This is a genomic window from Roseovarius sp. THAF27, assembly GCF_009363655.1.
In the GTDB taxonomy this organism is placed as follows: domain Bacteria; phylum Pseudomonadota; class Alphaproteobacteria; order Rhodobacterales; family Rhodobacteraceae; genus Roseovarius.
In genome coordinates this window covers 1,029,034-1,052,878 of the sequence record NZ_CP045393.1, presented here as the reverse complement: position 1 = coordinate 1,052,878, position 23,845 = coordinate 1,029,034, and the positions used below count along the sequence as shown (strand labels likewise).

At 64.8% G+C, this 23,845-nt stretch carries 20 protein-coding genes; 5 read left to right on the top strand and 15 right to left on the bottom strand.

What is annotated here, in order from left to right:
- Positions 1 to 56: 56 nt before the first annotated feature.
- Positions 57 to 941: a LysR family transcriptional regulator gene (locus tag FIU89_RS05300; RefSeq protein ID WP_152494410.1), complete on the bottom strand. Its 885-nt coding sequence runs from the start codon at positions 939 to 941 to the stop codon at positions 57 to 59.
- 111 nt (positions 942 to 1,052) lie between these two features.
- Between FIU89_RS05300 and FIU89_RS05295 the strand changes: the two genes are divergently transcribed.
- Positions 1,053 to 2,159, top strand: coding sequence for an FAD-binding oxidoreductase (locus FIU89_RS05295; protein WP_152491631.1), 1,107 nt, complete (start codon positions 1,053 to 1,055; stop codon positions 2,157 to 2,159).
- A gap of 2 nt (positions 2,160 to 2,161) precedes the next feature.
- On the opposite strand, the gene FIU89_RS05290 is transcribed toward FIU89_RS05295, so the two are convergent.
- Entirely contained in the window at positions 2,162 to 3,487 is a 1,326-nt protein-coding gene (locus FIU89_RS05290; RefSeq protein WP_152491630.1) for an FAD-binding oxidoreductase, read from the bottom strand.
- A gap of 158 nt (positions 3,488 to 3,645) precedes the next feature.
- Between FIU89_RS05290 and FIU89_RS05285 the strand changes: the two genes are divergently transcribed.
- Complete coding sequence (locus FIU89_RS05285; RefSeq protein WP_152491629.1) at positions 3,646 to 4,140, top strand: Lrp/AsnC family transcriptional regulator; 495 nt, start codon at positions 3,646 to 3,648, stop codon at positions 4,138 to 4,140.
- A gap of 15 nt (positions 4,141 to 4,155) precedes the next feature.
- On the opposite strand, the gene FIU89_RS05280 is transcribed toward FIU89_RS05285, so the two are convergent.
- The 9 genes from FIU89_RS05280 to argE form a co-directional block, all read right to left on the bottom strand.
- Positions 4,156 to 5,820: an ABC transporter ATP-binding protein gene (locus tag FIU89_RS05280; RefSeq protein ID WP_152491628.1), complete on the bottom strand. Its 1,665-nt coding sequence runs from the start codon at positions 5,818 to 5,820 to the stop codon at positions 4,156 to 4,158.
- Positions 5,820 to 6,686, bottom strand: a complete 867-nt coding sequence (locus FIU89_RS05275) for an ABC transporter permease (protein WP_152491627.1) — start codon at positions 6,684 to 6,686, stop codon at positions 5,820 to 5,822. Before FIU89_RS05275 ends, FIU89_RS05280 begins: the two co-directional genes overlap by 1 nt.
- Positions 6,686 to 7,645, bottom strand: a complete 960-nt coding sequence (locus FIU89_RS05270) for an ABC transporter permease (RefSeq protein WP_152491626.1) — start codon at positions 7,643 to 7,645, stop codon at positions 6,686 to 6,688. The genes FIU89_RS05275 and FIU89_RS05270 overlap by 1 nt, the downstream gene beginning before the upstream one ends.
- Before the next feature lie 75 nt (positions 7,646 to 7,720).
- Complete coding sequence (locus FIU89_RS05265) at positions 7,721 to 9,334, bottom strand: ABC transporter substrate-binding protein (protein ID WP_152491625.1); 1,614 nt, start codon at positions 9,332 to 9,334, stop codon at positions 7,721 to 7,723.
- An 88-nt stretch (positions 9,335 to 9,422) separates the two neighbouring features.
- Entirely contained in the window at positions 9,423 to 10,145 is a 723-nt protein-coding gene (locus FIU89_RS05260; RefSeq protein WP_254701796.1) for an HAD-IA family hydrolase, read from the bottom strand.
- A 178-nt stretch (positions 10,146 to 10,323) separates the two neighbouring features.
- Positions 10,324 to 11,235 (bottom strand): glyoxylate/hydroxypyruvate reductase A, encoded by a 912-nt coding sequence (locus FIU89_RS05255; RefSeq protein WP_152491623.1) that lies wholly within the window; start codon positions 11,233 to 11,235, stop codon positions 10,324 to 10,326.
- Entirely contained in the window at positions 11,232 to 12,611 is a 1,380-nt protein-coding gene (locus tag FIU89_RS05250) for an aspartate aminotransferase family protein (RefSeq protein ID WP_152491622.1), read from the bottom strand. Before FIU89_RS05250 ends, FIU89_RS05255 begins: the two co-directional genes overlap by 4 nt.
- Before the next feature lie 12 nt (positions 12,612 to 12,623).
- Positions 12,624 to 13,463 carry a GNAT family N-acetyltransferase gene (locus tag FIU89_RS05245; RefSeq protein ID WP_152491621.1) on the bottom strand — a complete coding sequence of 280 codons (840 nt, stop codon included), beginning with the start codon at positions 13,461 to 13,463 and terminating at the stop codon, positions 12,624 to 12,626.
- A gap of 123 nt (positions 13,464 to 13,586) precedes the next feature.
- Positions 13,587 to 14,711 carry an acetylornithine deacetylase gene (gene argE, locus FIU89_RS05240; RefSeq protein ID WP_152491620.1) on the bottom strand — a complete coding sequence of 375 codons (1,125 nt, stop codon included), beginning with the start codon at positions 14,709 to 14,711 and terminating at the stop codon, positions 13,587 to 13,589.
- A 218-nt stretch (positions 14,712 to 14,929) separates the two neighbouring features.
- Between argE and FIU89_RS05235 the strand changes: the two genes are divergently transcribed.
- Positions 14,930 to 15,595, top strand: coding sequence for a haloacid dehalogenase type II (locus FIU89_RS05235; protein WP_152491619.1), 666 nt, complete (start codon positions 14,930 to 14,932; stop codon positions 15,593 to 15,595).
- A 17-nt stretch (positions 15,596 to 15,612) separates the two neighbouring features.
- Positions 15,613 to 16,902 carry an FAD-binding oxidoreductase gene (locus FIU89_RS05230; RefSeq protein ID WP_152491618.1) on the top strand — a complete coding sequence of 430 codons (1,290 nt, stop codon included), beginning with the start codon at positions 15,613 to 15,615 and terminating at the stop codon, positions 16,900 to 16,902.
- A 12-nt stretch (positions 16,903 to 16,914) separates the two neighbouring features.
- Here the strand turns inward: FIU89_RS05230 and FIU89_RS05225 are convergent, their stop codons facing one another.
- The gene (locus FIU89_RS05225) at positions 16,915 to 17,844 is read right to left on the bottom strand and encodes a GNAT family N-acetyltransferase (protein WP_152491617.1); all 930 of its coding nucleotides are present in this window, start codon (positions 17,842 to 17,844) and stop codon (positions 16,915 to 16,917) included.
- A 237-nt stretch (positions 17,845 to 18,081) separates the two neighbouring features.
- Between FIU89_RS05225 and FIU89_RS05220 the strand changes: the two genes are divergently transcribed.
- Positions 18,082 to 20,118, top strand: coding sequence for an NADH:flavin oxidoreductase (locus FIU89_RS05220; protein WP_152491616.1), 2,037 nt, complete (start codon positions 18,082 to 18,084; stop codon positions 20,116 to 20,118).
- Between the two features lie 121 nt (positions 20,119 to 20,239).
- Here FIU89_RS05220 and nrdF read toward each other — a convergent pair whose 3' ends face one another.
- The 3 genes from nrdF to nrdI all read right to left on the bottom strand — a co-directional run bounded on the left by nrdF (position 20,240) and on the right by nrdI (position 23,844).
- Positions 20,240 to 21,220 carry a class 1b ribonucleoside-diphosphate reductase subunit beta gene (nrdF, locus tag FIU89_RS05215; protein ID WP_152491615.1) on the bottom strand — a complete coding sequence of 327 codons (981 nt, stop codon included), beginning with the start codon at positions 21,218 to 21,220 and terminating at the stop codon, positions 20,240 to 20,242.
- Between the two features lie 93 nt (positions 21,221 to 21,313).
- Complete coding sequence (gene nrdE / locus FIU89_RS05210; protein WP_152491614.1) at positions 21,314 to 23,446, bottom strand: class 1b ribonucleoside-diphosphate reductase subunit alpha; 2,133 nt, start codon at positions 23,444 to 23,446, stop codon at positions 21,314 to 21,316.
- A complete protein-coding gene (gene nrdI / locus FIU89_RS05205; RefSeq protein WP_152491613.1) occupies positions 23,428 to 23,844 on the bottom strand; it encodes a class Ib ribonucleoside-diphosphate reductase assembly flavoprotein NrdI in 417 nt (138 codons plus the stop codon). Before nrdI ends, nrdE begins: the two co-directional genes overlap by 19 nt.
- Position 23,845 lies beyond the last annotated feature (1 nt).

Below are 23,845 nucleotides of genomic sequence, written 5' to 3'. Positions count from 1 at the left end.
ACCAGATAAGCCGCACGCCGTCCAAGACTGATCGCGCGGCGGCGCATAAGGATGACTTATGGTTCGGTCAAGGGTGTCGCGTGGAGCAGCTTGCGCATCGCCTCCTCGGCGCGGGAAAGGCTCCTGTCGCGCGCCACCAGGAGCGACACGGGCAGGCTCGGCGTGTCGCTCAGCGGTCTCGGCACGACGCCGGGAAACTGTGCCCAGGGCAATAGCGCATCGACCAGCGCCACGCCCAGCCCGGCGCGCACGAACCCCGCCGCCGAGATCGAACTGTCGATTTCGATCTGCGGCGCAAAGGTCTCGCCGCGCCTGCGCATCGCCATGTCCAGCTCGTCATGCGGTCGGGTCTGGCTGCGATACGAGATGATCGTCTCGTCCTTCAGGTCGCTGTAGTCGAGCGCCTCTGCTTCCGCGAGAGCATGATCTTCGGGAAGCAGGCAGCAGAAATGCGTCGTGCCGATATGTTCGACCGTGATATCAGGCGGCAGGTCGTCATCCAGCGCAAGTGCCATCGACGCATCCCCTGTGCGCAGCAGATCCACCATCGCCGCCAGCGGCGCCACGTGAGTCCGCAGCACCACCTCGGGGTGATCCGCGCGAAACGCCCGAAGCGCCCGAGGCAGCAGCGACATTCCCGGTGGCGGCGACGCGGCGATGCGCACCAGGCCCGCCCGGCCCAGTCGCAAATCCGACGTCTTGCGCCGCAACCCTTCGAGCCCGGCAAACAGGCGCTCGGCCTCGGGGTAAATCTCGAACGCTTCGGGCGTCGGCCGCAAGCGGCCTTTTTCCCGGTCGAAAAGGTCGAAGCCCAGTTGCGCCTCGGTGTGAATAAGGATCTGGCTCAGCGCGGGCTGAGATATGTTGAGCAGTCGCGCCGCTCCTGTGACGGTTCCGGCCCGCATGACGGCGGTAAAGACTTCAAGCTGACGTGCGCGCATCATTCATATCCTATAGGTGCGACTTATAGCGTGCCACGTATCCGGTCTTTGACACAAGCGGCCTTGCAGCGTCTCATTGCGCAAATTCCTGTGTCGAAAGGACAGTGCTGCATGGATGCAATCGTTCTCGGTGGCGGTCTTATGGGAACGGCCTCGGCCTATTTCCTGACCCGTCGCGGAGTCCGCGTCACCCTGATCGAGCGCGCCCGGATCGGAGCCGGGGCGACCGTGGCCTCCTTCGGCAACATCCGGCGCAGTGGGCGTCACCTGTCGCAACTGCCCCTGGCCGCCCGCTCGCTGGCGCTCTGGAACGAGGCGGAGACACTCCTCGGTCGTGACGTGGAATTCCAGCCCACCGGGCATCTGAGACTGATTTTCGACGCCGACAGCCTGGAGGATATGCGCAGCTACGCCCAGGCGGCCCAAGCCGAGGGCCTGGTCCTCGACGAACTCGACCCGGCGGAACTGCACGCCCGGTTTCCCGGCATCGGCCCGGACGCCATCGCGGCCTCGTTCTCGCCGCGCGATGGATCCGCAAATCCCCGGTTGATCGGCCCGGCCTTCGCGGACGCGGCGGCACGGGCGGGCGCGTCGGTGATCGACGAAGCCCCGGTCTCGGACATCCGCAGGACCGGCACGGGCTTCACGGTCGAGACCGCCAAGGGCACGTTTCACGCCGCCCACCTGCTGAATTGTGCCGGCGCTTGGGGCCGCGCCATCGCCGCACGCTTTGGCGAGGACGTGCCCCTGGAAACCTGGGGCCCGCAGATGGCGGTGACCGAGCCTCTGCCGCACCGTATCGCGCCCGTGGTTGGCGTCTGGTCCCAGGCGCACGGCGCCTATCTGCGCCAGGTCGAACGCGGCAACGTCGTCTTTGGCGGCGCTGTCGACCGCGTGCGCGTTGCGGAGGAGCCGGGCTATGCAAGACCCGATCCCGCCCGCCTGCCCGCCCAGGTGGCGGCGGTCCTCAAGCTGGTTCCGGCGCTGGCGGACGTGGCCATCATACGTCAATGGTCGGGCTGTGAAGGCTACGTGGCCGACGCTCTGCCCGTCATGGGGCCCTCGGGGACGACACCGGGCCTCTTCCACGCCTTCGGGTTCTGCGGGCACGGGTTTCAGCTGGGTCCAGGCGTCGGCTCGGCCATGGCAGAACTGATCGCGGCGGGGCAGTGCGAGACACCGCTGGAAGATTTCTCCATCACTCGATTCGCGGCATGAGATCAGAAGTCGGCAACCTTGCCCCACTGCCCTTTGCCGAAACGGGCAAGACGATATTGCCGGGTCTCGGTGATCGGCGTGCGCCCAAGAACCAGGTCCGCCACCAGGTGCCCGACGCCTGGCCCGATACCAAAGCCATGCCCGGACAAGCCCGCGGCCAGCACCAGCCCGGGCGTGCCGATATCGGCGTCGATCACCGGCACGCCGTCCGGCGTGCTGTCGATATAACCCGCCCATTGCGCCTGCACCGGCAGCCCGGCCAACCCGGGCAACAGCGCACGCGCGCGCTTCAGCGTCAGGTCGATCAGCGCCTTGCTGGGTCTTGGATCCAGAATGCGGGTGTGCTCCATCGGCGTCTCGCGGTCGAACGCCCAGGCCTTGCGCGTCTCGAAACCGGCGCGCCACGCCTGTGCGCCACCGGGGCGCAGAACCCGCCATCGCCTGGCGAACATGGGCAGGAAATGTCGCGCCCCGGCTATGGCCCCCGGCGTCGGATCGAGATTGGCCAGCCCCGAGACCGCCAGCGTATAGGCGCCGTCCCGGCGCCGCGTGGCGGACACCTTGGCAGTGTGCAGCGCATCCGGAATGTCCGTCGCGCCGGGCGCCACCGACAGGATCGAGCTGCGCGCCGAGGCCTGCGGGAACCCTATGCCGTGGCAGTACATGAAGCTGCCGGCCCAGGCCCCGCCGGCCATCACCGCCACCCGGGTGCGGATCGTCCCGCGCTCTGTGATCACCCCAGAGACCGCGCCGCCTTCGGTTTCCAGCCCGCGTGCCGCGCATCCCTGCACGACAGTGCCGCCGTGCTGGATGATCCCCGTCGCAATCAGCGGTGCCGCGCGCGACGGGTCCGCAACCCCGTCACTGGGCGACCAGACACCGCCCTGCCAGCCCTTGCCGGTGGCCGAGCCGCGCTGCGTTGCCTCGTCCGCGTTCAACATCCGCGTGTCCACACCCTCACCACGGGCGAACCGGCCCCAACGCGCCCAGCCGTCCAGTTCGGCGGCGTCGTTGGACAGGTACAACAGCCCGCAGCGACGAAACCCCAGGTCCGCGCCGATATCCGTGCTCATCTCCTCCCAGAGGTTCAGGCTCCGGGTCGACAGAGGCAACTCGCGCGCATCGCGGTTCTGCTGGCGGCACCAGCCCCAGTTTCGGCTGGATTGTTCGGCGCCGATCCGGCCTTTCTCCAGCAGGACGACGCTTTGTCCCGCGCGGGCCAGCCAGTACGCGGCGCTGACGCCGACGATCCCGCCGCCGATGACCACGCAATCGGCGTGCTTCGGAATTTCGCTGTGCGTTTCGATTTCAAGCAAAGGTGCAGGCATGATTATTCCATGTGTTTCTCGAAACCTAGCTGTAGAGTTTCGGTGCTTTGTGCCGCATATGGGAATTTGACCGGCAGATCGTTGCGTATTTGCCGGGGCTCGTGGGCGGGCAAACCACGGCATGGCGTGGGGCGCCGTTTCATGCAAGGACAGGACTGATGAGCAATTCGCAAAAGCTGGACCGCATCGACGTCAGGATACTGGCCGAGTTGCAGCGCAACGGCCGGATCACGAATGTCGAACTGGCCGATCTCGTCCACTTGTCGCCCTCGCCCTGCCTGACCCGCGTGAAGAAGTTGCAGAAATCTGGCTACATCACCGGCTATTCGGCGCTGATCAACGTGGCCAAGCTGGGCGAGACGCTGACCGTCTTCACCGAATTCACGCTGAAGAACCATCGTCAGATAGATTTCGCCCGCTTTCAGGAGGCCCTTGAAAAGATCGACAACTGTGTCGAATGTCACCTGATTTCGGGCGGTTACGACTATCTGGCAAAGTTCGTCACGTCCGGTATCAGCGACTATCAGGAAATCATCGAGGACCTCATCGACCGCAGCGAGGTCATCGACCGCTATTTCAGCTTCGTCGTGATGAAGACCCCGTTCGTCAAGCGGCAACTGCCACTGACCCGGCTCTTTGCCGACACCCAGTGACACGCCGCGCTCGCGCTATCGGTCCGAGAATGCCGCCAACAGTTCCGGATCCTGCTCGAGGCCGGAAAGCCAGCCAGTATCCAGTTGCGGCACTGAAGAAACCAGCAGACGCGAATACGCATGTTTGGCTTCCTCGGACATGCGCGCGGCCGGCAGAGCCTCGACGACCTCGCCCTTGTACATGACCAGAACGTCGTCGCAGATCGCCTCGACCGTCGACAGGTCGTGGCTGATGAACATGTAGCTGAGGCCCAGCTCCTGCTGCAGTTCCTTCAGCAGCTCCAGAATCGCGGCGGCCACGACGGTATCCAGCGCCGAGGTGATCTCGTCACACAGGATCAATTCCGGCTCGGCCGCCAGCGCACGCGCGAGGTTCACACGCTGTTTCTGCCCGCCCGACAGTTCCGACGGCAGGCGGTGCCGCAGAGCCGGTGGCAAGTGGACCATGTTCAAGAGTTCGATCACGCGCTTCTCGCAGGCCTCTCCGCGCAAACCCTTGTAGAACTTCAGGGGCCGCGCGATGATCGCACCCACCGAATGCGCCGGGTTCAGCGCCGTATCGGCCAACTGAAAGACGATCTGAGCACGGCGCAATTCCTGCTTGCTGCGCTTGGCCAGCGACGGATCCAGTACCTTTCCATCCAGCAGCACCTCGCCGCGATAGGCCGGCAGAATTCCGGCGACGGCCCGCGCCAGTGTCGACTTGCCAGAGCCCGATTCGCCGATCACACCCAGATTCCGACCGCGATACAGCTCGAAATTCACATCTTTCATCACCTTGGCAAGAGGCTCACCATCCTTCATCGGGCCGTAGCCCGCGCACAGGTTCCGAACCTCCAGGATCGGCGTCTCCTTCTCGGGTTCGACCTGGGCGACGGCCTCGTGCGGCACCGGGTCGAAAGCCGCGAGCAATTCCTTGGTGTAGGGATGTTTCGGCGCGTTCAGGATCTGCTCGGTCGTGCCCTGCTCCTGGATCTCGCCGTTCTTCAGCACCACGATCCGGTCCGCGATCTGCGCCACGACGGCCAGATCGTGGCTCACATAGACACCGGCCATCCCCCCGTCTTCCATCACTCGCTTGAACGCGCGCAAGACCTCGATCTGCGTGGTGACATCCAGCGCCGTCGTAGGTTCGTCGAAGATCACGAGTTGCGGATCACCGATCAAGGCCATGGCCGCCGACAGGCGCTGAAGCTGCCCGCCCGACACCTGGTGCGGATACCTATCCCCGATCGTGTCGGGATCGGGCAGCGCAAGCGCTCGAAAGAGCGACCGCGCACGTTCGCGCGCCTTGTCCAGCGGCATCAGGTCGTGAATGCGCGTGGCTTCGACCACCTGGTCCATGATTCTTTTCGAGGGGTTGAACGCCGCCGCCGCCGATTGCGGAACGTACGAGACGTCCGAGCCACGCAGCCGCGCCCGTTTACGTTCGCTCATGCCGGTGATGTCATGCTCGCCCACCCGGATCGTGCCGCCCTTGATGTCGCAGCCCCGGCGCGTATGGCCCATTAGCGACAGTGCGATCGTCGTCTTTCCCGACCCGGATTCGCCGATCAGCGCCAGCATCTCGCCCGGCGCAATGTCGAAATCCACGCCGCGAATGATCTCGACTTTGCGGCCCGAGTCGGTCACCGCGCCGATGTGCAGGTCGCGGACGGAAACAAGTGGTGTATCTGTCATCAGTCTGCCCTGTCTCTGATCTTGGTGGGAAGGTTGTCGATGAACATGTTCACCGAGATGGTCAGCGACGCGATGGCGATGCAGGGAAAGATCACCGCCGGCGCCCCAAGGCTCAGCCCTTCGATATTCTCGCGCACCAGTGCGCCCCAGTCCGCATAGGGCGGCTGCACGCCGAGCCCCAGGAACGACAGTCCCGACAGGACCAGAACGATAAAGACGAACCGCAAGCCCAGGTCCGCAAGCACGGGCCCCAGGATGTTGGGAAAGATCTCGCGCGCGATCATGTAGGGCGGGCCCTCACCCCTCGCGCGCGCCACGGTGACGAAATCCATCGTGTTGATATTGACCGCCAACGCCCGTGCGAACCGGTACGAGCCGGGCATGTAGATAGCCGCCAGCGTCAGGATCAGAACCGGGATCGAGGAGCCCACGGCAGCCACGACAACAAGGCCGAAGAGCAGCGAGGGGATGCCGTTGAAGGCATCCAGCAGCCGCGACAGCAGCGTGTCGAACCAACCACCGATGACCGCCGCGATCATCCCCAGGATGACCCCGATCGAACAGGCCAGCGTCACCGCCGCCAGGGCAATCCCCACCGTGTAGCGTGCGCCCATCAGGACCCGCGAGAAGATGTCCCGGCCCAGGTAATCCGTGCCCATCCAATGCGCCGCGCTGACGCCGCTGAAATAGTCCCAGTCGACAATCTCGCCCACGGGATAAGGGGTGATCCAGTTGCCGACCAGCGCGACGATCGCCCAGAACAGTATGATCGCGGCGCCGATCCTGCCGACCCAGCCAAAGCTGTAGCCCATGTTTCCGGGTGTCGGCAGGCGGAATTTGCGGGAAGAGCCGTTGGTTGTCGTCATCACTGGCGTAGCCTTGGGTTCGAGAGGATTGCGACCATGTCCGCCAGCGTGATCAGCGTCAGGTAGCTGACGCAGAAGACCATCGCGCAGGACTGGATCAGTGGCAGGTCCCGGGTCGAGACGGCATCCACCATCAGCTTGGCGACCCCGGGATAGTTGAAGACGGTCTCGACGATGATCACCCCGCCCACGAGATACGAAAGCGACAGCGCCACCGCGTTGGCAATGGGTCCTAGGGCATTTGGCAGGGCGTGAACCAGGACCATGCGCTGGCGCGACGCGCCTTTCAGCAGCGCCATCTCGACATAGGGCGTCTCGATCGTCTCGATCACGGCGGCGCGGGTCATGCGGATCATCTGCGCCGACACGACGAAGCTCAGGGTGATGACCGGCATCGCATAGGCCCGCAACATCGCGCCGATGCTGTCCACGTTGACGCCATAGCTCAGTGCCGGCAGCCAATCGAGCCAGACGGCAAAGACCAGAACGGCCAACGTTGCGACCATGAACTCCGGCACCGAGATGACCGAGATAGTCGCCACCGACACGGCCCGGTCAAGCCACGAGCCGCGGTACATCGCGGCGACGATCCCCAGGGTCAGCGCCACCGGCACGCAGATCGCGGTCACGATCCCGGCCAGCCGCAACGAATTCTGCAAGCGTCCGCCCAGCAACTCGGCCACATCGATGCCATTGACGTAAGAACGCCCCATGTCGCCCGTGGCAAGGCCCGCCAACCACCCCAGGAAGCGCTGCAATGCAGGTTCATTCAGGCCCATCGCATCGCGCAGGCCGGCCACGGCCTCGGGGGTCGCCGCCTGCCCCAGCAGGATCTGCGCCACGTCACCCGGCAGCATTTCGGTCGCGAAGAACACCGCGAAGGACACGATGATCAGCGTCAGGAACGCGATACCCAGCCGTTTGCCGACAAGGATCCATGTTGTGGTCGAGCGGAGCATGAGGCGCCTCGCGTGTCAGGAATGAAAGTGGCCCGCGCATGATACCACGCGCGGGCGTTTGGTTCAGCCGGGGCCTCAGGCGTCCAGCCAGACGTACTCTGCAAAGGCATAACCCATCTGCCCGCCAAGCGGGTTCGGACGCATGCCCTTCACTTCCTTGGCCATGCCGTCGACGTTCGAGATGTAGGTCGGGATGATCGTGCCGGCCTCGTTGGCGACCATCTCCTGCATCTCCCAGTACATGTCGGTCCGCTTGGTCTCGTCCAGCATTCCGCGCGCCTCGACCAGCATGCTGTCGAACTTCTCGGACTTGTACTGGCTTTCGTTCCAGGGCGCCTCGGAATGATACAGAAGCGAGAACAGGATGTCCGGCGTCGGCCGCGGGTTGATGTTGCCAAAATGGACAGGCGACTTCAGCCAGTAGTTGGACCAGTAGCCATCCGACGGCACCCTCTGCACATCAAAGGTCATGCCGATTTCGGCACCGGCCTGTTGCACCACGGTCGCCATGTCGATCGACGCGTTGGCGGCGTCCGACGCGATGATCGGGATCGTTTGGCCCATCAGACCGGCCTTCTCGAACAATGCCTTGGCCTTCTCGGGATCATAGGCCTTCGGCGCCAATTCGCTGTTGTGATAGCGGTTCGCGGGCGAAACCGGCTGGTCATTGCCGATCTCGGCCAAGTCCCGCAGGACCGATTTCTGGATCTGCTCACGGCGCACAAGGTGCTTCATGCCCTCGATGAACCCGGCCTTCGCACCCGGCTCCAGGTCCAGGCGGATATTCAGGTTGGTATAGTTGCCGGAGGTGCTGATCATCGTCTCGACGTTCGGCTGGCCTTCCATCATCCGCAGCGACCGCGCGTTGACCGCCGCGGCCAGGTGGATGTCCCCGGACAAGAGCGCGTTGACGCGGGCATTGTTGTCGGGAATCGCGAAGTATTCGAAGCTGTCCAGGTAGGGCCCGCTTTCTTTGAAGTAATCCGGGTTCTTCACCAGGATCGACCGGACGCCCGGCTCGAACTCCTCCACCTTGAATGCGCCGGTGCCGTTGCCCTTGGCGAAATCCGTGGTGCCATCGGCCACGATCATGAAGTGGTGCAGCGACAGGATGGTGGGCAGGTCGGCGTTGGGTTCCGACAGAACGATCTTGACGTTCAGATCGTCCACCGCCGAAATCTCGGCCATCTGCGACGCGATCGAGTTCACCTTCGAGCCGACATCGGGATCCAGGTGCCGCTTCAGCGTGAACACCACATCGGCAGAGCTCAGCGTCTTGCCATCGTGGAAGGTGACGTTCGGTCTCAGCTTGACGTTCCAGGTCTGTGCGTCTTCGGACTCGACCGCTTCGGCCAGTTCCATCTCGACTTCGCCCGCCTCGTTAAGGAAGGTCAGGCGGTTGTAGATCGCGCAGCAGCGGGTGTAGTCGGTCGACAGCGACGCCTTTGCGGGGTCAAGCGTGTCAGCGGTCGAGGCGGACCAGCCCGCGGCCTTGAGGTGACCGCCGCTCTTGGGCGTCTCGGCCACGGCGCGGCTTGCACTCATCAGCAGGCTGCTACCGGCGCCAAGGGCGATACCGGAGCCCATGAGCATCTTCAGCAGATCGCGGCGCGAGGCACCGCGGCGAATCGCATCCTCGACCATGGCGTCGTCGCGCCCGGTCCAGTTGTTGGGTTTCTTGTGGGTCATGTCTTGTCTTCCCTGTTGCTAAGTCGGTTTCTGGTTCAGGTTTGGCCACGCCCGGCTCTGGCGGCCGGTTCGCGACTGGATGCCGGGCTCAATTCCCGGCGGCGCGGTCGGCCGCATCGGCCAGTTCCGCAAGAGATTTGAAGTGGTAATCGGGTTCGGTAACGGCCTCGGGTTTGATGGTGCCGCCGTACCCGGCCTGCCCGTGGCGACGCTCGATCCAGGCATTCGTCATGCCAAGCTGCCGCGAGATTCCGATGTCGTGATACTGGCTTTGCGCCGCGTGCAGGATCTGCTCCGGCGTACCGCCTGTCGCCTCGACATGGGCGAAAACCTTGTGAAAGAAGGCCGGGTCCGGCTTCTCCGTGCCCGTGTCATCGGTCGTGAAACCGGCCCAGAAGGGATGACCCAGCTTGGCGTCGTAGCGCTCGAAAGCCCACCGGCGGGCGTTGGTCATGGCAATCAGCCGGTAGCGTTCGCCCATCCGCGCCAGCGCCTCGGCACTGTCGGGGAAAGGGTCGGCATCCCCGACCGCCTCGACGATGCGTGTGCGCAATTCGGGTGTGTCGGGCAACCCGAACTCGGCGGCGATACGGCCATAGCACCGTGCCAAGTCATCCGGGAAAAGTTCCGCCTCGGGCTCGCTGCGCAGTGCGCCGTAGAATGACAGCACCTTCTCCAGATCGAGGTCGACACCCGCCTCCACCGCGACGCCGTCAATCGCCCCGGTGATCGCGGCTTCGAAATCGATCAGCGTTCCGACCACGTCGAAACTCACGTAGCTGAAGGTGGTCAAGGGTTTTGTCGCTGTCATCTGTGCCATATGAACCTTTTCTTTGCCTGCCACCGCGTTACCTGCGTAGAAGGCGCCTTTCCTTCATTGATACTGGCCGCGTCAGCAGGCGGTGTGGGATCGAAAGTTGCTTGCGAAGCGGCAGATTCTTTCGTTTTGCCCGGTTGCGCGGTGCGAAATGCCGGGGCATTTCCTTGCGTCAGTACCCCTTTTTTCCGTGTACGAGACCCGGCAGATCATCGCCCGTCCGGCTGGCGCGAATGACAGCCAGGGCGTGACGCGCCCCTTCTTCCGAATCCGTCTGCCCGCCGATATGCGGCGTGACGATGACCCGCGGATCCTGCCAGGCCCAATGGTCCTTCGGCAGGGGCTCGGGCTCTGTCACGTCCAGCATCGCGGACTTGAGGTGTCCGTCGTCCAGCGCAGCACGCATCGCCTCCATGTCCAGCTGCGCGCCGCGTCCCGCATGAACCAGCGCAGCCCCCCGGGGCAGCATTGCGAAAACGCGTGAGGACAACAGCCCTCGCGTCTCATCGGTCAACGGCAGCAGGCAGATCAACAGGTCGGTCCGCGCCAGGAATGGCTCCAGATCATCCGGCCCGTAAACATCGACGCCGGCGACGGGCGCGCCCGACCGGCTCCAGCCCGCAACATCGAAACCCAGCGCCCCCGCGACCTCCGCGACCGCGCGTCCGATCCGGCCCAGGCCCATGATCCCCACCCGGCCGGCACTGGCCCGTTGCGGCGGATGGGCGCGCCATTCGCCCTCGGAGGCCTGCGCAAGATAGCGCGGCATGTCGCGGTACAGCATCAGGGTGGCCATCAGGACCCAGTCGCGAACCATCTCGTCGACGCTGGGCGCCAGCGTGCGCACAAGGGCGACGCCTTGCGGCATGGGCGGCATCTGGTCGACCCCGGCACCGACACTGATCACGGTCTTCAGGTTGGGATAGCGCCCCAGGTCATCGGACGGGTTCCAGCAGGCCAGGTGAGAGACCGCCTTCGGATCGTCCACCGCGTCCTCGCCGAATACCATCGGCTCCCCGGCCTCATCGAAGATCTGGCGCCAGACCCGCCCCCGTTCGGATGGTCCGATCAACAGCAAGGTCATGCGCGCATCACCTCGCGGATCTCGGGATCTTCCAACGTCAGGTCCAGCACCCGGCGCGTGCGCTCGATGATCTGATCGATCTCTCCATCGGTGCAACACAGCGGCGGGGCAAAACCCAGTATGCCCTGGGCAAAAGCCCGTACGATCAAGCCGTTATCGTAGGCGCGGTCGAACAGCCGCGTACCGCCCTCCAGCGCAGCTGCGGGCAGCGGTGTCTTTTTGTCCTTGTCCGTGACAAGCTCCACCGCCGCCAGCATTCCGCGTCCCCGCACATCCCCCACCAGCGGGTGGTCCGAAAGCCCGGCCAGCCCGGCCTGCAGTCGTGCGCCTTGCCGGCGGCCGTTTTCCAGAAGCCCGCCTTCGTAGAGTCTCAGGACCTCCAGGCCCACCGCCGCGGAGACCGGGTGCCCCGAATAGGTAAACCCGTGCCCGATCAGCTTCTGGCCCGCGCCTTCGGCGATCGTCTGGTAGACGTGGTCGCGCATGAACACGGCGCCCATGGGGGCGTAACCCGAGGTCAGTCCCTTGGCGACCGTCATCAGGTCGGGCACGATCCCTTCCTCTTCGCTGGCGAACAGTGGCCCGGTCCGGCCGAACCCGGTGATCACCTCGTCGGCCACGAACAGGATGCCAAGCTCGGTGCACACCTCGCGCATTGCCTTGATCCATCCCTTGGGCGGGACCAGGACCCCGCCCGATCCCTGGATAGGCTCGACGAAAAACGCGGCGACGCGCTCGGGGCCAAGTTCCTCGGCCTTGGCACGCAGGGCCGCGGTCGAGGCGGCGATGATCCCGGCCTCGTCCGATCCAACCGGATTGCGATAGGCATAATGCGACGGGATCTTGTGCTGCCAGTCATAGGGCACACCGAACCCCTCATGGAAAACCGGCAGCGCCGTCAGACCCGCGCCCGCCGAGGTCGAACCGTGAAACCCCTGCGCGACCGAGATGAACTGATCCCGCTCGGGCTTGCCTTGCGCATGCCAGTAGTAGCGGATGAACCGCACAGCACTGTCCACCGCATCCGACCCGCCCAGGCTGAAATAGACGTGGTCCAGATCGCCCGGCGCCCGCTCGGCCAGTTCCGCCGCCAGCCGGATCGGTGCCTCCGCGCCCAGATTGAAATACCCGGTGGCATAGGGCAGTTCCCGCATCTGCGCCGCGGCGGCCTCGACAACGCTTTCCTGGCCGTAGCCTGCATTGACACACCACAGTCCAGCGAACCCGTCGATCAGTTCATGCCCCTCGTTATCGGTCACCCGCGCCCCTTGCGCGGACCGCATGACGCGCACGCCGCGCGCCTCATGCCCGCGAAAAGAGGAAAGCGGGTGCACCAGGTGCCGGCGGTCAAGTTCAACAAGCGAATTTGCGAGCATGTTTATCTCCGATTATCCAAGGGCTTGGGATACAAGCGCATAAGTCGTGTAGTCTGAGGGCGTTGCGGGCGCGGGCGTGCGAACCATCGCGGTTCCTCCGCCTACATGTTCCAGCCCCAGCGCGGTGACGAATTCCGAAAGTCCAGCCGCCTCGGGCAGGTCGATACGCAGGAAGCGGCCCTCTGTCCGGCTTGCCGCTTCGGCGATCAGGGCCCGCGCCACGGCCGCGTCCTTCGCCACCACCGGCCCGACCACGTGCCCGCGTCCGAATTCCCGCAACAGCGCAAAGCCTTCCTCCGCCAGAAGCACCTGACCCTGCGCCGCAATCCGCTCCAGCAGAGCCTGCCGTTCCAGCCCGCACGCTCCCCGGTCCAATTCCGCAAGGCGGCCGATGTCGGACAGGCTGCCGTCGCGCACGACAAGCTGCGGTGCGGCGGCTCGGGCGATGCCCTGATGCTGCAAGATCTGGTGCGTCGCCGTGAATCCCAGCTTCTCGTAGAGGGGCAGTCCCTCGCGCGTCGCCACCAGACGCATCTCGTCGCCTGCGCCCAGCGCCATCGCGGCCTCCATCAGGCGCCGGCCAAGGCCACGCCCGCGCATCGCCTCGTCGACGATGATCATGTTGATCAACGCGACGGAACCGAAGCGGCTGCAACAGGCGGTTCCCGTCACCCTGTCGCCCTCGGTCGCGACAACCCCCTCCGAAACGGCCAGGGCAAGGTCCCAGTCCTCTTTCCGGTGCGGCCAGCCAACCTGGCGAGACAGCGCCAACGCGCCGTCCACATGTTCTGGCCCAAGCGGCCGGATTTCCAGTTTCTCTGCGGGCTGCGTCTGCACGGGTGCCTCGGACATGAACTCACTCTTGCTGATTTTTCTGGATGCTAGGCCGCACGGATCGGCATGTTTCGCCTGATGCGAAATGCGTCCGGCAGTTTTCTGTCGCACCCGGTGTCTCGCGCCGCAGGAAATGCCGCCCTAGGCGGCACAGCGTTGGCCCAGACCCAGAATCATCGCATGGCAGGCGTGCAACTCGGACCGTGTCAGGTATTCCTCGGGCCGGTGCGCCCGCTCGATGTCGCCAGGTCCGCAGATGATCGCGGGCATGCCAGCCTGCTGGAAAAGTCCCGCCTCGGTCCCGAAACTGACGGCGCGGACGAAAGAATTGCCCGACAACTCCGCCACCAGCGAGGCCAGCGGATCGCCCGCGTCCAGCGCCAATGGCGGGTAGCTCGACAGCCACTCGGTGCCGACACCCGCCTTCTCCGCCGCATCAATCACCGGCGCCAGCAGCGACCGGGGCTCGACACCGGCGATGGCGCGTGCCTCGATCTCCGCCTCCGCCCGCTCGGGAATGATGTTGAGCGCTTGGCCACCCGCCACCGTGCCGATCTGCAGGCTGGACCACGGCGGCGCAAAGCGGTCGTCCCGCGGACCCTCGGCCTCCAGCGCTTGCGCCTGCGCCCGGGCCGCGAGCAGCACCGGCAATAACGCATGGATCGCGTTCGCCCCAAGGTCGGGCCGCGAGCTGTGACCGGCCACGCCCGTCGCACGCAGGCGCAGCGCGGCCTTGCCCTTGTGCGCCAGCACCGGCACGAGCCCCGTGGGTTCGCCCACGATGCAGCCCAGCGGCGGCGCACATAACTCCGGCATCGCCGCGATCATGTGCGGCACGCCCTTGCACCCCGCCTCCTCGTCATAGGACAGCGCGATGTGGATCGGAACGGCGGGCCTCATCTCGGCCAACCCGGGCGCCGCCGCCAGGACCGCGGCAACGAACCCCTTCATGTCGCACGCGCCCCGCCCGATCAGCCGGTCGTCGCGCCTGCGCAGGCGGAACGGATCGCCCTGCCATTCCGGCTCGCCCGCCGGCACCACGTCCACATGGCCCGACAGAACATAGCCTGGCCGATCCGCGTTCCCGATCGTGGCGAAAAGGTTGGCCCGGTCGCCCTCCGGCCCAACCAGGATACGGCAGGATATGCCGTGACCCACCAGCCAGTCCGCCACCGCCTCGATCAAAGACAGATTCGGGCGCCCCACGACCGTCTCGTGGCCCACAAGTTCTTCCAGCATATCTTCGGGTGCGCACGAAAATGGCATGTCGTCTCGACTCCTCTTGTTTCGGCTTGCAAGCCTGCATGGTGTATCCTGGATGGAAAGCGGCGATCAGGGGCATCGCATCGCCACGATACCACGGCACCTTTTGCCGCATCCCGCCCGATCAACGCGATATCCTGCGGCAGGCGCGGAAAACCCGGCAATCCATTCCGTCCGGATACGGCGAGGATGAAAGCATCTTGAACCCTTCGGAGACCCCCATGCCTTTCACCCCCAAGTTCATCACTTTCGACTGCCACGGCACCATGATCTTTTTCGACATGGGCCAGGCCGCGCGCGATCACTACGGCAAGGTGCTGTCGTCCGACGCGATGGAGGTCTTCATCCGCGATTTCTCCGCCTACCGCCTGGACGAAGTTCTGGGGGCCTGGAAACCTTATGCCGAGGTTGTGCACAACGCGCTTGAACGCACCTGCAAGCGCAACGGCGTGGCGTTCGACCCTGCTGTCGCCACCGAAATCTATGAACGCGTGCCCACCTGGGGGCCGCATCCCGACGTCACCGCCGGGCTCTCCAAGATCGCCGGCAAGATCCCTCTCGTTGCGCTGACCAACGCGATGAACAGCCAGATCCCGCACAACATCGCCAACCTCGGCGTGCCCATCACGCATGTCTTCACCGCCGAGGATGCGCAGGCCTACAAACCCCGGATGCAGGCCTTCGAATACATGTTCGACCAGCTGGGTTGCGGCCCCGAGGATATTCTGCACGTCTCCTCAAGTTTCCGCTACGACCTGATGACGGCGCATGATCTCGGTATCACCCACAAGGCCTGGGTCAATCGCGGCCACGAGCCCGCCAATCCGTATTACGGATATACCGAGATTCCGGACATCTCCGGATTGCCCGCGCTGGTCGGGCTTTGATGCACGCGGAGACGAACATGAAATACACGTCCTATTGGCTCGACACCGCCCCGCCCTTCGAGGGCGGCCAAGATGGCCCGGTCGAGGGACGGTTCGATGTCGCCATCATCGGTGGCGGCTTCACCGGCCTCAGCGCCGCGCTGCGACTGGCGCGCGCGGGCGTGTCGGTGGCCCTGCTCGAGGCACAGCATGTCGGCGCAGGCGGATCGGGCCGCAACGGCGGGCATCTCAACAACGGCATTGCGCATGGCTATGCCGCCGCCAAGGCACATCTGGGCGCAACACGCGCCCACGCGCTTTACAAGGCCTACGATCGCTCGATCGACATGATAGAGGATATCATTGCCGAGGAACGTATCTCCTGCGATTTCCGCCGCTCGGGCAAGCTCAAGCTCGCCTCCAAACCCGGCCATGTCGCCGGGCTGCGCGCGAACTGCGACCTGATCGCCCGCGAGGTCGACCCCGAGGCGCGCTGGCTCGAGGCGTCCGAACTGCGCGATGAAATCGGCTCTCGCGCCTTCCACGGCGCGACGCTTCAGCCGAAATCGGCGATGATGCATATGGGCCGCTACGTCACCGGCCTGGCCCGCGCCGCCTCCGGCCACGGAGCGCGGATCTGGGAAGGCGCGCCGGTGACGGCCCGGCACAGGCAGAATGGCGGCTGGCGGCTCGAAACTCCGCGCGGTCACCTCCAGGCGGAGCGTGTGATCGCCGCGACCGACGCCTACTCGGGCGTCCACGGCGCCGCACCACTCAAGCCCTTCCGCAAGCGCATCATCGCGGTCGGCTCCTTCATCGTGGCCACGCGCCCGCTCGACGACGACGAAGTCGCGGCGACCATGCCCGGCAACCGCACCTGCGTGACCTCCATGAACATCGGAAACTATTTCCGCCTGTCGCCCGACAACCGCCTGATCTTCGGCGGACGCGCGCGGTTCTCGGCCACCTCCGACCAGCGATCCGACGCCAAGTCGGGGGCCATCCTGCGCGCCGGCATGGCGCAGATCTTTCCGCAGCTTGCAAATGTGCCGATCGACTATTGCTGGGGCGGGCTTGTGGGCATGACCAAGGACAGGCTGCCCCGCGCCGGCGAGATGGACGGCATGATCTACGGGATGGGGTATTCCGGGCACGGCGCACAAATGTCGACCCTGGTGGGCGCGTCGCTCGCCGATCTCGCCATGGGCCGCGAAGACACCAACCCTCTGGCCGGACTCGACTGGCCGACCGTGCCGGGTTACTCGGGCCGTCCCTGGTTCCTGCCCTTCGTCGGCATGTGGTTTGCGCTCAAGGATCGTCTGGCCTGATGCCCGCCGCGCTCAGCCAAGCGAGTGGGCCGCCAGTCCGAACATCCGCGGGCCGTCCAGCGGTCGACGCTGCCGGCCCAGGTACATTTCGGTGACGGTGTCGTAGACCCCCATACCGATGGCCGACAGGAAAGCGCTGAACTTCTCGCTTTCCACTGGCGTGTCAAGGCGCACGAAATCGCCTTCACTGCGCTTGATCAGCGGGGCGGCCAGCATCATCGCGATGTCCTCGGTCTCGGCGACCACGGGTCCTATGACCCACCCGCGCCCGAAACGGCGGCGCAGCGCAAAACCGCAGATCGTGCCCTCCCGCTCGACGACCATGCCATCGGACAGGCGCAGCATCTCCGCCAGGATCCTGTCCCTTGCCGCCCCATACGCTTGCGTATCCAACGCCGCGATTGCGGCGGTGTCTTCCACCTCCATCGCGCGCGCGGTGACGCCAGGCACCGGATCGGGCGACTGAACCCGCCGCGTCATGCCCTGATGCTGCCGGATCGTCGTCAGCGGCACAAAGCCCGCTTCCTTGTAAAGCCGGTATCCCTGCCGCGTCGCGCTGAGCCGCAAGTCCGCCTTGGAGCATTCTTTCATCACCCTGCGCAACAGCCAACGCCCCGTTCCCATCGTCTGAAGCCGCGGCGCGGTCACCATCATGCCCAGCATCGCGAAATCCGGCTCCGCGCGAAAACACATGGCCGACCCCATGGCGCGACCGATCTCGTCGACCGCCAAGTACCCTTCGCCCAGCGAAATGAAGACATCCAGATCACGCCATCGGTGCGGCCAGAAAACCCCGACGGTCAGTTCGTGCAACAGCGCCCGGTCGGCCAGGCTGATCCGGTGCGCGGTGGCCACGAACTTGTCCACGCGAAAGCTGTCGTCCGTCGACGCGTCTCCCGCGGACAATGCGTCATTTCCGGGCTCGCCAACCTGTCTTACCATGCGTACGCATATCCCTCATCTTCCGCGGCGCAGGCACGTCGGGCCGTGCCGCGCGGGGTCGAATACCACTTCCTACACAGTATCGACCAATCGTCACGGTTTTTTCTGCGGTTTCCGGCCCGGATACCACAGCATATGCGCTTTGTTTTTTGCAAAGCTGCCCTTGAACCCCGCGCGCTCGGGATCGCACCGGCCCGGGTGACAAGACAACCGCCACCAACGAGGATAGACCGACCCATGCGCGAAGACCCATTGATGCAGCCCTTCCAGATCGGGCCGCTGACGCTCAAGAACCGCCTGCTGATCACCGGGCACGAGCCGGGTTACTCCGAGGACGGGCTGCCCAAGGAGCGCTATCGCGCCTATCATGTCGCGCGGGCCCGCGGCGGGGTGGCGCTGACGATGACGATGGGCTCCGCCGCGGTCTCGCCCGACAGCGCCCCCAGTTCAGGCGGCGTGCAGGCCTATCGCGACGAGATCGTACCGCTGATGCGCAGATTGGCCGACGAGTGCCACGATCATGGCTGCGCGGTGATGATCCAGCTCACCCATCACGGCCGGCGCACCCGCTGGGACCGGGGCGACTGGCTGCCGACGATTTCCGCCAGCCATGAGCGTGAGGTCGCGCACCGGCACGCGGCCAAGCTGGCCGAGGACTGGGACATCGCCCGCATCATCGACGATTACGCAACCGCCGCCGAACGGATGCGTGATGCAGGCCTCGACGGGCTCGAATTTCTCGCCACCGGCCACCTGCTGGATCAGTTCTGGTCGCCACGCTCCAATCACCTTGACGCGCCCTATGGCGGATCGCTCGAAAACCGCATGCGTCTCGCGATGGAGGTGCTGACCGAGACCCGCCGCCGCGTCGGCCCGGACTTCCTTCTGGGGCTGCGCTATGCCGGCGATGAAATGTGCGCCGACGGCGTCGACGCCGAAGAAGGGGTGGAAATCTCGCGTCGCCTCCGCGACAGCGGCCTCGTGGACTTCCTCAACGTGACCCGAGGCCATATCGACACCGACGCCGGACTGACCGATATGATCCCGGTTCACGGAATGCCCAGCGCGCCGCATCTCGACGCCGCGGCCAGCCTGCGCAAGGCCACCGAAATGCCCGTCTTTCATGCCGCCAAGGTGGCCGATGTCGCCACCGCGCGGCACGCCATCGCCTCCGGCATGGTGGACATGATCGGCATGACCCGCGCCCATCTGGCCGACCCCGATATCGGACGCCGGATCGCCGCCGGCGAAGAAGAGCGCATCCGCCCCTGCGTCGGGGCCAACTTCTGCCTCGACCGCCGGTTTCAGGGGGCCGCCGCGCTCTGCGCCCACAACCCCTCGACCGGGCGGGAACGCGAACAGCCCCATCGCATCGAACCCGCCGAAACGGCCCGCCGCGTGCTGGTGATCGGCGCCGGCCCCGGCGGTCTCGAAGCGGCGCGCGTCGCCGCCCTGCGGGGCCACCGGGTCGAGCTTCACGAAGCCGCCAACGACCCCGGCGGACAGGTGCGGCTGCTGGCCCAGTCGCCGCGGCGGCGCGAGATCCTGTCGCTCATCGGCTGGCGCATGGCCGAATGCGAACGGCTGGGCGTGCGGTTCCACTTCAACAGCTTCGCCGAGACCGAAACCGTCACCGAGGCCGGCGCGGACGTGGTGATCGTCGCCACCGGCGGTTTGCCCCATGAGGTACCGCTCAGCTCCGGTCAGGACCTGACCGTGTCCAGCTGGGACATCCTCTCGGGGGATGCGCAGCCGGGCCGCAACGTTCTCGTGTTCGACAATTCCGGCGACGCGGCCGGCCTTCAGGCCGCCGAGATGATCGCGGCCACCGGCGCAAGGGTCGAGATCGTCAGCCCCGAGCGCGCCCTGTCAGCCGAGGTGATGCCGATGACGCTGACGCCCTTCCTGCGCGAAATGCAGGCGCGCGATGTAACCTTCACAGTCACGTGGCGGCTGCGATCGGTCGAGCGCGCGGGCAACCGTCTCCTGGCCAGGCTGGGCAGCGATTTCAGTGCCGCGCAGTCCACGCGCGAGGTGGACCAGGTCGTGGTCAACAATGGCACCATTCCCCTGGACGACCTCTATTTCGACCTCAAACCCCTCTCCCGCAACCTGGGCGAGGTGGATAGGGACGCTCTCTTGGCCGGACGCCCCCAGACCCTCATCCGCAACACGCAATCCAGTTTTTCGCTCTTCCGGATCGGCGACGCCGTTGCCTCCCGTAATATCCATGCGGCCGTCTATGACGGTCTTCGGCTTCTGAGAACATGTTGAAACCCGCATGGTCGACGTCAGCACCGAAGGAACGAGGTGCCTCGGCACATCCGCTGGTCTCTAGCGTCTCAGCCGCAAGACTCGCACAGGCCCGTCGTCCCGAAAAAGTGAAGACCTCACTTCAGAAATCCCAGTCTTCGTCTTCTGTCGCGACGGCCTTCCCGATGACATAGCTGGACCCCGAGCCCGAGAAGAAATCGTGGTTCTCGTCCGAGTTGGGCGACAGGGCCGCCATGATCGCCGGATTTACCTTGCAGGCCTCGTCGGGAAATAGCGCCTCGAACCCGAGGTTGTGCAGCGCCTTGTTGGCGTTGTAATGCAGGAAGGCTTTCACATCCTCGGTCAGTCCCAGCGGATCGTAAAGCTGCTCGGTATAGCGCGCCTCGATCTCGTAGAGGTCAAACAGCAGACCGAAGGCAAAATCCTTGATCTCCTGCCGTTCGGCCTCGGGCAGACGCTCCAACCCGCGCTGGAACTTGTAGCCGATGTAATAGCCATGGATCGCCTCGTCACGGATGATCAGGCGGATCAGGTCGGCGGTATTGGTCAGCCGTGCCCGGCTGGACCAGTGCATCGGCAGGTAGAAGCCCGAGTAGAACAGGAAGGACTCCAGAAATACGCTGGCCACCTTCTTTCGCAGGGGCGAGGCGGTGGCGTCGTACTCGTCGAGGATCAGGCGCGACTTCGCCTGAAGGTGCTCGTTCTCGGCCGACCAGCGGAACGCCTCGTCCACCTCGGCCGTCTGGCAAAGGGTTGAAAACACGGAAGAATAGCTGCGAGCATGGACCGCTTCCATGAAGGAGATATTGCTCAGCACCGCCTCTTCATGGGGCGTGATCGCATCTTCCATCAGGCTCGGTGCGCCCACGGTGTTCTGGATCGTGTCGAGCAGCGTAAGCCCGGTGAACACCCGGATTGTCAACTGTCGCTCGTCCTCGGTCAGCTGCGACCAACTGGGGATGTCATTTGACAACGGCACCTTTTCCGGCAGCCAGAAATTGACCGTCAGGCGGTTCCAGACATCGAGGTCGATCTCGTCCTCGAGGCGGTTCCAGTTGACGGCGCGGGGTATGGCGCGGGTGGTTTTGGCGAGGTCTTTCATGGCGGTCTCCGGGCCTTTGGGGGCGGATTTTCGACGTCGGCATCACGTCTGTATCGCGTCGGTATTGCGGCGGTGCGGTTGCGGGGCGTCAGGTCAAAGAGAGCACGAGACGCAGCCCTGCACCTCGGTCCCTTCCAGGGCCATCTGGCGCAGGCGGATATAGTAGATTGTCTTGATCCCCTTCTTCCACGCGTAGATCTGCGCCCGGTTGATATCGCGGGTCGTGGCCTCGGCGGGGAAGAACAGCGTCAGCGACAGCCCCTGGTCGACATGCTGCGTGGCCGCGGCATAGGTGTCGATGATCGCCTCGGGCCCGATCTCGTAGGCGTCGCGGTAATACTCGAGATTGTCGTTGGTCATGTAGGGCGCGGGATAATAGACGCGCCCGATCTTGCCTTCCTTGCGGATCTCGATCTTCGACGTGATCGGATGGATCGAGGAGGTGGCGTAGTTGATGTAGCTGATCGAGCCGGTGGGCGGCACCGCCTGAAGGTTGCGATTGTAAAGCCCGTCCGCCATCACGGCGTCGCGCAGGTTCGCCCAGTCCTCTTGGGTGGGCACGGCAACACCGGCCTCGGCGAATAGCGTCGTCACCCGCTCGGTCTCGGGCACCCAGTCGCGGCTGACGTATTTGTCGAAAAAGGTACCGTCGGCATAATCGGAGGCCTCGAACCCCTTGAACGACCGCCCCCGCTCGCGGGCCAGCGCGTTCGATGCCCGCAACGCGTGATAGAGCACGGTGCAGAAATAGATGTTGGTGAAGTCGATCCCCTCGGGCGAGCCATAGTGGATGCGCTCGCGCGCGAGGTAGCCGTGCAGGTTCATCTGGCCCAGCCCGATGGCGTGGCTGTCCTCGTTGCCCTTGCGGATCGACGGCACGCTGTCGATGGCGCTCATTTCAGACACCGCGTTCAGCGCCCGGATCGCTGTGCCGACCGCCCCGGCGAGGTCGCCGCCGTCCATTGCGCGGGCAATGTTCATCGAGCCGAGGTTGCAGGAAATATCAGCGCCCATATGGGCATAGCTGAGGTCGTCGTTGAATTCTGATGCCTCGTTCACCTGCAGGATTTCCGAGCAGAGGTTCGACATGGCGATGCGCCCCGCGATCGGGTTGGCGCGGTTCGCCGTGTCCTCGAACATGATGTAGGGATACCCGCTTTCGAACTGGATCTCGGCGATGGTTTGAAAGAACGCGCGGGCGTTGATCTTCTTCTTGCGGATGCGCGGGTCGTCGACCATCTCGTGATATTTCTCGGTCACGGAGATGTCCGAAAACGCGCAGCCATAGACCTTTTCCACGTCATGCGGGGAAAACAGGTACATGTCCTCGTTCTTCTTGGCCAGTTCGAAGGTGATATCGGGGATCACCACGCCAAGCGACAGCGTCTTGATGCGGATCTTTTCGTCCGCATTCTCGCGCTTGGTATCGAGGAAGCGCAGGATATCGGGGTGATGCGCATTGAGATAGACCGCCCCGGCCCCCTGCCGCGCCCCGAGCTGGTTGGCGTAGGAGAAGCTGTCTTCCAGCAGCTTCATCACCGGGATAACGCCGGAGGACTGGTTCTCGATCCCCTTGATCGGGGCGCCGTGCTCTCGGATGTTGGTCAGCATCAGGGCGACGCCGCCACCGCGTTTGGACAGTTGCAATGCGGAATTGATGCCCCGCCCGATGCTTTCCATGTTGTCTTCCAGCCGCAGCAGGAAACACGACACGAACTCGCCCCGCGCCTTCTTGCCGGCATTCAGGAAGGTGGGCGTGGCGGGCTGGAACCGGCCCTCGATGATCTCGGTCATCAGTTGCAGCGCCAGCGTCTCGTCGCCGCGCGCCAGCGCCAGCGCGTTCATCACGACGCGGTCCTCGTACCGTTCCAGGTAACGCTGCCCGTCCCAGGTTTTCAGCGTGTAGGAGGTGTAATACTTGAACGCCCCCAGAAAGCTGGGGAAGCGGAACTTCTTTCCATAGGCCGCGTCCCAGATCCGGCGCTGGAAGTTCTTCGAGTACTGGTCCAGCACCTCGGGCTCGTAATAGCCTTCGTCGACAAGGTAGCCCAGCTTTTCGTCCAGCGAGTGGAAGAACACTGTGTTCTGGTTGACGTGCTGCAAAAAGAACTGCCGCGCCGCCATCCGGTCGGCCTCGAACTGGATGCGGCCCTGATCGTCGTAAAGGTTCAGCATCGCGTTCAGCGCGTGATAGTCGAGGTCGGCGGTCAGGCTGGCGTCAAGCATGTCTCTCTCCAGAATATGTCGAGCCCGGCGCGCACGCGGGCGATGTCGGTGTCGGTGCCGGCCAGTTCGAACCGATAGAGCACGGGCACGCTGCATTTGGCGGCGATCACGTCGCCGGCCATGGCGAAGGTCTTGCCGAAATTGCGATTGCCGCTGGCGATGACCCCGCGCAGCAGGGCGCGGGCGGCGGGATCATTCAGCAGGCGGATCACCTGCTTTGGGACTGCGCCCTTGCCATGCCCATCGGCATAGGTCGGGCAGATCAGAACGAAAGGCGCGGTGATCTGCGGGACAGGATCGCTCGCGACACGCGGCAGCCGCCGTGCCGGCAGGTCCAGCTTTTCGACGAAGCGCCGCGTGTTGCCGGACCCGCTCGAGAAATAGACCAGCCCCGCCATG